The 6,607-nt window shown below is 66.9% G+C and carries 6 protein-coding genes; 4 read left to right on the plus strand and 2 right to left on the minus strand.

Annotated features, from left to right (window positions below):
* The first annotated feature begins 38 nt into the window (after positions 1-38).
* Both ACNJ7E_RS24495 and ACNJ7E_RS24500 read left to right on the plus strand, forming a co-directional pair.
* A complete protein-coding gene (locus ACNJ7E_RS24495) occupies positions 39-1,541 on the plus strand; it encodes an aldehyde dehydrogenase family protein (RefSeq protein WP_418341174.1) in 1,503 nt (500 codons plus the stop codon).
* Between the two features lie 14 nt (positions 1,542-1,555).
* Positions 1,556-2,770 carry a CaiB/BaiF CoA transferase family protein gene (locus ACNJ7E_RS24500; RefSeq protein ID WP_283351318.1) on the plus strand — a complete coding sequence of 405 codons (1,215 nt, stop codon included), beginning with the start codon at positions 1,556-1,558 and terminating at the stop codon, positions 2,768-2,770.
* An 85-nt stretch (positions 2,771-2,855) separates the two neighbouring features.
* On the opposite strand, the gene ACNJ7E_RS24505 is transcribed toward ACNJ7E_RS24500, so the two are convergent.
* The gene (locus ACNJ7E_RS24505) at positions 2,856-3,767 is read right to left on the minus strand and encodes a LysR family transcriptional regulator (RefSeq protein ID WP_283332171.1); all 912 of its coding nucleotides are present in this window, start codon (positions 3,765-3,767) and stop codon (positions 2,856-2,858) included.
* Positions 3,764-4,282, minus strand: coding sequence for a MarR family winged helix-turn-helix transcriptional regulator (locus ACNJ7E_RS24510; RefSeq protein ID WP_280781154.1), 519 nt, complete (start codon positions 4,280-4,282; stop codon positions 3,764-3,766). The genes ACNJ7E_RS24505 and ACNJ7E_RS24510 overlap by 4 nt, the downstream gene beginning before the upstream one ends.
* A 203-nt stretch (positions 4,283-4,485) precedes the next feature.
* Between ACNJ7E_RS24510 and ACNJ7E_RS24515 the strand changes: the two genes are divergently transcribed.
* The gene (locus ACNJ7E_RS24515) at positions 4,486-5,637 is read left to right on the plus strand and encodes an isobutyryl-CoA dehydrogenase (RefSeq protein ID WP_280781155.1); all 1,152 of its coding nucleotides are present in this window, start codon (positions 4,486-4,488) and stop codon (positions 5,635-5,637) included.
* A 5-nt stretch (positions 5,638-5,642) separates the two neighbouring features.
* A partial coding sequence (locus tag ACNJ7E_RS24520) for an enoyl-CoA hydratase/isomerase family protein (RefSeq protein ID WP_418341175.1) occupies positions 5,643-6,607 on the plus strand: 965 nt, incomplete at its 3' end.

Here is a 6,607-nt window from a genome sequence, read left to right on the forward strand (position 1 = left end):
CCGCAGCAGAGCCATCCGTATATCAAGGAGATTCCGACATGACCTCCACCCAAACCTCACTCGCCGAGCTCCACATTCCCGACCCCCGCGACTACCCCATGTTCGTCGACGGGGCCTGGGTGGAAGCCCTGTCCGGTCAGTGGAGTGAGGTGACCACCCCGATTCTGCGTGAGCACGTGATCGGCCGCGTCCCGTCCTCGGGCACCGAGGACGTCGATCGCGCGGTGCGTGCCGCGCAGAAAGCCTTCCCTCGGTGGCGGTCTCAGCACTTCACGGCGCGAGGCCGGATCCTGAGCCAGATCGCCGACGCCATCGACGCGCGGGCCGAGGAACTGGCCCGTCTCACCGCCCTCGACACCGGCAACGCGCTGCGCACCCAGGCGCGTCCGGAGGTCGCCACCCTGGCGAACCTGTTCCGGTACTTCGCCGGTGTCGCCGGCGAGATCAAGGGCACGGTTCTGCCCGCCGGTGACGATCAGCTTCAGTACTCGCGGCAGGAGCCGCTCGGCGTCATCGGATGCATCCTGCCTTGGAATTCCCCGCTGATGATCGCCGGTTTCAAGATCCCTGCCGCCCTCGTTGCAGGGAACACCGTCGTGGTCAAGGCGGCTGAGGCGGCCCCGCTGAGCGTGTTGCTGCTTGCCGAGATCTGCGCCGAGTTCCTGCCCGCCGGTGTCCTCAACGTCATCACCGGATCCGGCAGGGTCGCCGGCGAAGCGCTGGTCCAGCACCCCGACGTCGACAAGATCTCCTTCACCGGCTCGACCGAGGTGGGGCGACGAGTGGCCCGTGAGGCCGGTGGCCGGTTGGCGCACGTCTCCCTCGAACTCGGCGGCAAGAATCCCTCGATCGTTTTCCCCGACGTGGACATCGACGACGACTTCATCAATCAACTGCTGCTGTCGACCCGGGTACACCGGCAGGGACAGAGCTGCACCGCCGGCTCCCGGTTGTTCCTTCACCAGGACATCTACGACGAGGTCCTCGACCGGCTGGTGAACACGTTGGCCGACCTGAAGGTCGGGAACCCGCTGGATGAGTCCACGGACATGGGCGCCATCATCAACGAGACGCAGTTCGCCTCCGTCTGCGGATTTCTCGACGACGGTCTGAGTTCGACCCAGGTTGCCACCGTCCTCGACGGCTCCCCCGCCAAGGTTCCGAACTCCGACGGCTACTACATGGGACCGACCGTATTCTCCGGCGCCGACAACTCCTGGCGCCTGTCCCGTGAGGAAATCTTCGGGCCCGCGCTCGTCGCGATCCCGTGGAACGACCACTCTGACGTCATCGAGATGGCCAACGATTCGCACTACGGTCTGGCCGCCTACGTGTGGACGCACAACCTCGATCTGGCGCTGTCTACCGCACACGCCCTCGAAACCGGGTGGGTGCAGGTCAACCAGGGCGGCGGCCAGATGGTCGGCCAGTCCTACGGCGGATACAAGCAGAGTGGTCTCGGCCGCGAAGTGTCGCTCGAGGGCATGATTGCCGGATTCACCCAGACCAAGCAGGTCAACGTGCGCCTGCGCACACTCTGAGAAGGGAGCACGCCATGACTGTCGGACCACTGAGCGACATCCTCGTGCTCGACCTCTCCCGCGCTTTGGCGGGGCCCATCGCCGCAATGATGCTCGGTGACCTCGGTGCCCGCGTGATCAAGGTCGAAGCCCCGGGCACCGGCGACGACTCCCGCACGTGGGGGCCGCCGTTCGTCGGGCCGGCCGACGACCCGCAGTCGTCGTACTTCATGTCGGCGAACCGGAACAAGGAATCGATCGTCCTCGACCTCAAATCCGAGCACGGCAAGGATGCGCTGCGCCGCCTGATCCGGCGCGCGGACGTGCTGATCGAGAACCTGCGGCCGGGCGCGTTCGACCGGCTCGGCTTTGCGGCCGACGTGCTCGAAGAGCTCAACCCGCGCCTGATCACGTTGTCGATCACCGGCTTCGGGCATGACGGGCCGGAGGGATCCCGCGCCGGCTACGACCAGATCGCCCAGGGCGAAGCCGGGCTGATGTCGGTGACCGGAGACCCCGACGGGGAACCGACGCGGATCGGAGTCCCGATCGCGGACGTCCTCGCCGGTGTCCACGGCGCCACGGGTGTCTCGGCTGCACTGGCATCGAGGGAAAAGACCGGCAAGGGCATGGTCGTGCGGACGTCCCTGTTGGCCGCCGCGATCAGCGCCCACACCTTCCAGGGCACCAAGTGGACGGTCGGCGAGCAGGTCGCGCAGCGGTCCGGCAATCACCACCCGCAGATCGCACCGTACGGAAGCTTCCGCTGCGCCGACGGCTACGTTCAGATCGCGGTCGGCAGCGAGGCGATCTGGGCGAAGTTCGCCCCGGTGGCCGGTCTGTCGGCCCAGGATCCGCGGTTCGCGGTCAACCGGGACCGGGTCGCGGCGCGGGAGGCGTTGATCGCCACGATCGAGGCCGACTTCGCCGACCGCACGCGGGTCGATGTCCTCGCCGCGCTCGAGGCCGCGGGTGTTCCGGCGGGGTCGATCCGCACGATCGACGAGGTCTACGAGTGGGAGCAGACCCGCAGTCAGGGTCTGCTGGTGCAGGTCGAGCACCCTGTGGTGGGGCCGGTGCAGTTGCCGGGTCCGTCCTTGCGGATGGAAACTGCCGACGGTGCGTCGCTGGTGCGGACCGCGCATGCTGCGCCGCCGGTGCTCGGACAGCACACCGAACAGATTCTCGACTGGCTCGACTCGGTCGACGCCACCGATCCGCTCGATGCGATGGTGCCCGCGCGGGCATGAATTCGGTGAGAGTCCGATTGGCGCACCGGTCAGCGGCGTTGCAGGAGTCTGCGTCCTGCGGCGCCGCCCCTGGTGCGCCCGGCAACTACACAGTGGGGACCAGTTCGTCTCGCCGACTGCGCGCCTCTTCCTGAATCGCCTGCCGGACTGCCTGGACCGCGGGATTGGTGAGGCTTTCGCGGCGCGCGGCCAGGGAGAAGGCGAGCCGAACATCGACCGCATCGGGCAAGATCCTGCGCAGATCGGCGTGCTGGTCCGCCATGAACGCCGGCAACAGCCCGATGCCGCCGCCGGAACGCGTGGCAGCAACATGAGCGAAGATGTTGGTGGACATGAACTTTGCCGCGACACCGGGCAGATGCCGGCTCAAGTCGAGATCCCCGACCTGCAGCAAGGAGTCGACGAAGAAGACCAGCGGGTGCGCTGTCAGCTCGTCCAGACTGCCGGGTTCGCCGTGCTCGCGAAAGTACTCCTCGCTGCCGTACAACCCGAGCGAGTACTGGCACACACGTTCGGAGACCAGCCGACTGGTGATCGGTGTGCCCACCGCGACCGCGAGGTCGAACCCTGATTGATAGAGATTCAATTGCCTTGTATCGGTGATCAACTCGACGACAAGGTGTGGGTGACTCATTCGCAGCTTGGCCAGTGCGGGAGCGACGAACAACGATCCGAATCCGTCCGGGGCGGTGATCCGGATGGTTCCTCGGAGTGCATTCTCACTGATCCCGAGGACCACGTCGGCGGTTTCCTGAACGGCTTCCTCGATCAGTCGTGCTTTCTCCGCGATCGATCGGCCGACATCGGTCAGCTCCCAGCTGTCGGCACTGCGCTGCAGCAGACGGACACCCAGGGCCTTCTCGAGGGCGCGTATTCGCCGCGAGACGGTGGTGTGGTCGACACCCAGGTCCAGTGCCGCGGATTGGCGGCGACCGGTTCGCGCGACGGCGAGCAGGTACCGAAGGTCATCCGAGCGGATGTTGCGTGCGTCGATCACGGCCGGCCTCCTGATAGCTCGACCGCCGTGGTGTGGCGTCCGCCCGGTGCAGCGGTCGATGCACGTCGGGTGGCCGAGAGGAGCTGTTGCAGGTCCTCGTGGAGACGGTGCATGACCTTCGGGTCCGCGAGGGCGACGGCATCGAGGGCGCGGGTCGCCGAGGTTGCCACCTCGCGACCCTTGTCGGTGATCGTGACGAGGGTCGAACGGCGATCGGCGCGATTGATCGTCCGTAAGGCCAACCCGGAACCTTCGAGCCCGTCGATCAGCGTTCCGATCGTGGTGGGATGCCTGTCCAGAGCGCGGACGATCCGCACCATCGGCAGTGGGCCGTGCGCGGCGACCAGCATCGCCAATACCTCGTACCGGGCGAAGGACAGCCCGAGCGGACGCAACGCAGAGTTGAGTTGATGGCTGATCAGCTTCTGCGTCTGCAGGACGGCGGCGATCAGCGACGTGTACGGCGCCACAGAGTCGGCAGCCGGCGCCGAGTGGGGTGGTTGCGCGGTGGCCACCGGAAGCCTCCTAGTTGTCCGGAATGGGCATCGAATGAACACCCTGAGTGTGTATTTCGCGAAACTCGCGTTCAGGTGGACGGGACTGTGTCGGCACTTCCCGTGTCGAAGCGGTTCCGTTTTGGAGTGGGTCACACCCACTGGCAATTTGCGTGGATGTCCAACTATAGTACTTCCAACTTCCCCGATCTGAAAGGGTCTATATGTTCACCTTGACCGATGACGAGCGGGCGATCAGCGACACTGCCCGCGACTTCGCGGCCGAGCATCTCGCGCCGCACGCCGTGGAATGGGATCAGGCCAAGCATTTCCCGGTGGACGTCCTGCGTAAGGCGGCGTCGTTGGGGATGGGTGGGATCTACATCCGCGAGGACGTGGGTGGATCCGAGCTCACTCGTGTCGATGCCGCCCGCATCTTCGAGCAGCTCGCGAAGGGGTGCCCGTCGATCGCCGCCTACATTTCCATCCACAACATGGTCACGTGGATGATCGACAGGTTCGGCACCGACGAGCAGCGCCGCGCGTGGGTGCCGGGGTTGTGTTCGATGGATCAGCTGGGCAGTTACTGCCTGACCGAGCCGGGTGCCGGTTCGGATGCGGCGGCGCTGAGTACCCGGGCGGTCCGCGACGGCGACGACTACGTCCTGAACGGGGTCAAGCAGTTCATCTCCGGTGCCGGCACCTCGGATGTGTACGTGGTGATGGCCCGCACCGGGGAGGGCGGGCCGCGGGGGATTTCGGCGTTCATCGTCCCCAAGGGGTCGCCGGGTCTGTCCTTCGGGCCGAACGAGGTGAAGATGGGCTGGAACGCCCAGCCCACCCGTCAGGTGATCTTCGAGGACGTGCGGGTGCCGGCGGCGAATCTGCTCGGTTCCGAGGGCGGTGGCTTCCGGATCGCGATGGCCGGCCTCAACGGTGGCCGGCTCAACATCGCGGCGTGCTCGGTGGGCGGCGCGCAGACCGCGTTGGAGCGGGCCGTCGCCTACCTGACGGACCGGAAGGCGTTCGGTTCGCCGCTGATCGACTCGCAGGCGCTGCAGTTTCAGCTCGCCGACATGCGCACCGAACTGGAGGCGGCCCGCACCCTGCTGTGGCGGGCGGCGGCCGCGCTCGAGGACGGCGCTCCCGATGTCGTCGAACTGTGTGCGATGGCCAAACGCTTCGCCACCGACACCGGTTTCGAGGTGGCCAACAAGGCGCTGCAACTGCACGGCGGTTACGGCTATCTTGCCGAGTACGGAATCGAGAAGATCGTCCGGGACCTGCGGGTCCATCAGATCCTCGAGGGCAGCAACGAGATCATGCGGGTGGTCATCGCCCGGAGCGTCGTCGGAAATAGTGGAACGGCAGGGTGACCTACGTGAATTCTGAATCTGAGGTAATTGTCGAGAAGCGGGACGGGCTGGGCCGGATCGTGCTCAATCGGCCCAGGGCGATCAACGCCCTCAATCATGCGATGGTGCGGCAGATCGCGGCGGCCTTGGCCGGGTGGTCCGGCGACGACGAGGTGCGTGCGGTGGTGATCACCGGTGCGGGTGAGCGGGGCCTGTGCGCCGGCGGCGACATCGTGTCGATCTACCACGACGCCAAGGACGGGGGCACCGGTTCGCGGGAGTTCTGGCGCGAGGAGTACATCCTCAACGCGGCCATCGCGGGGTACGGCAAGCCGTATGTGGCGATCATGGACGGCATCGTGATGGGCGGTGGGGTCGGGGTGTCGGCGCACGGCAGCGTGCGGATCGTCACCGAGCGGTCGATGATCGGGATGCCCGAGACCGGGATCGGTTTCGTCCCCGATGTCGGGGGCACCTACCTGCTCGCCCGCGCCCCGGGCGAGTTGGGCACCCACATCGCCCTGACCACCGCCCGGCTCAGTGCCGGCGACGCGATCGCGTGCGGGTTCGCCGACCACTTCATCCCGTCGGAGAAGATCGAGCAGTTCCTCGACGCGCTGTCGACCGCGTCGGTTCAGGACGCGCTCGCACAGTTCACCGAACCGGCTCCGGTCTCGGAGTTGCTGGCGCAGCAGGGCTGGATCGACGCCGCGTACTCGGCGAACAGTGTCGCCGACATCGTCGCCCGGCTGCGCGGCAGTGGGGTGCCCGAGGCGGAGAAGGCGGCCGAGCAGGTGCGCTCGAAGTCGCCGACCGCGTGCGCGGTCACCCTGACATCGCTGCGCCGCGCACGGCAGGCCGGCAGCCTCGAGGAAGTGCTCAACGACGAGTTCCGGGTGTCCGTCGCCTGCCTGAGCTCGCCCGACCTCGTCGAGGGCATCCGGGCGCAGGTCGTGGACAAGGACCGCAACCCGCAGTGGTCGCCCGCCAC

It is taken from the genome of Rhodococcus mengyinensis (genome assembly GCF_048381435.1).
Classification (GTDB): Bacteria; Actinomycetota; Actinomycetes; order Mycobacteriales; family Mycobacteriaceae; genus Rhodococcus_F; species Rhodococcus_F opacus_D.

Bases quoted from the DNA above. Each gene is read 5' to 3' on its own strand.
- ACNJ7E_RS24495 (WP_418341174.1), top strand. From the start codon at position 39: ATGACCTCCACCCAAACCTCACTCGCCGAGCTCCACATTCCCGACCCC.
- ACNJ7E_RS24500 (WP_283351318.1), top strand. From the start codon at position 1,556: ATGACTGTCGGACCACTGAGCGACATCCTCGTGCTCGACCTCTCCCGC.
- ACNJ7E_RS24515 (WP_280781155.1), top strand. From the start codon at position 4,486: ATGTTCACCTTGACCGATGACGAGCGGGCGATCAGCGACACTGCCCGC.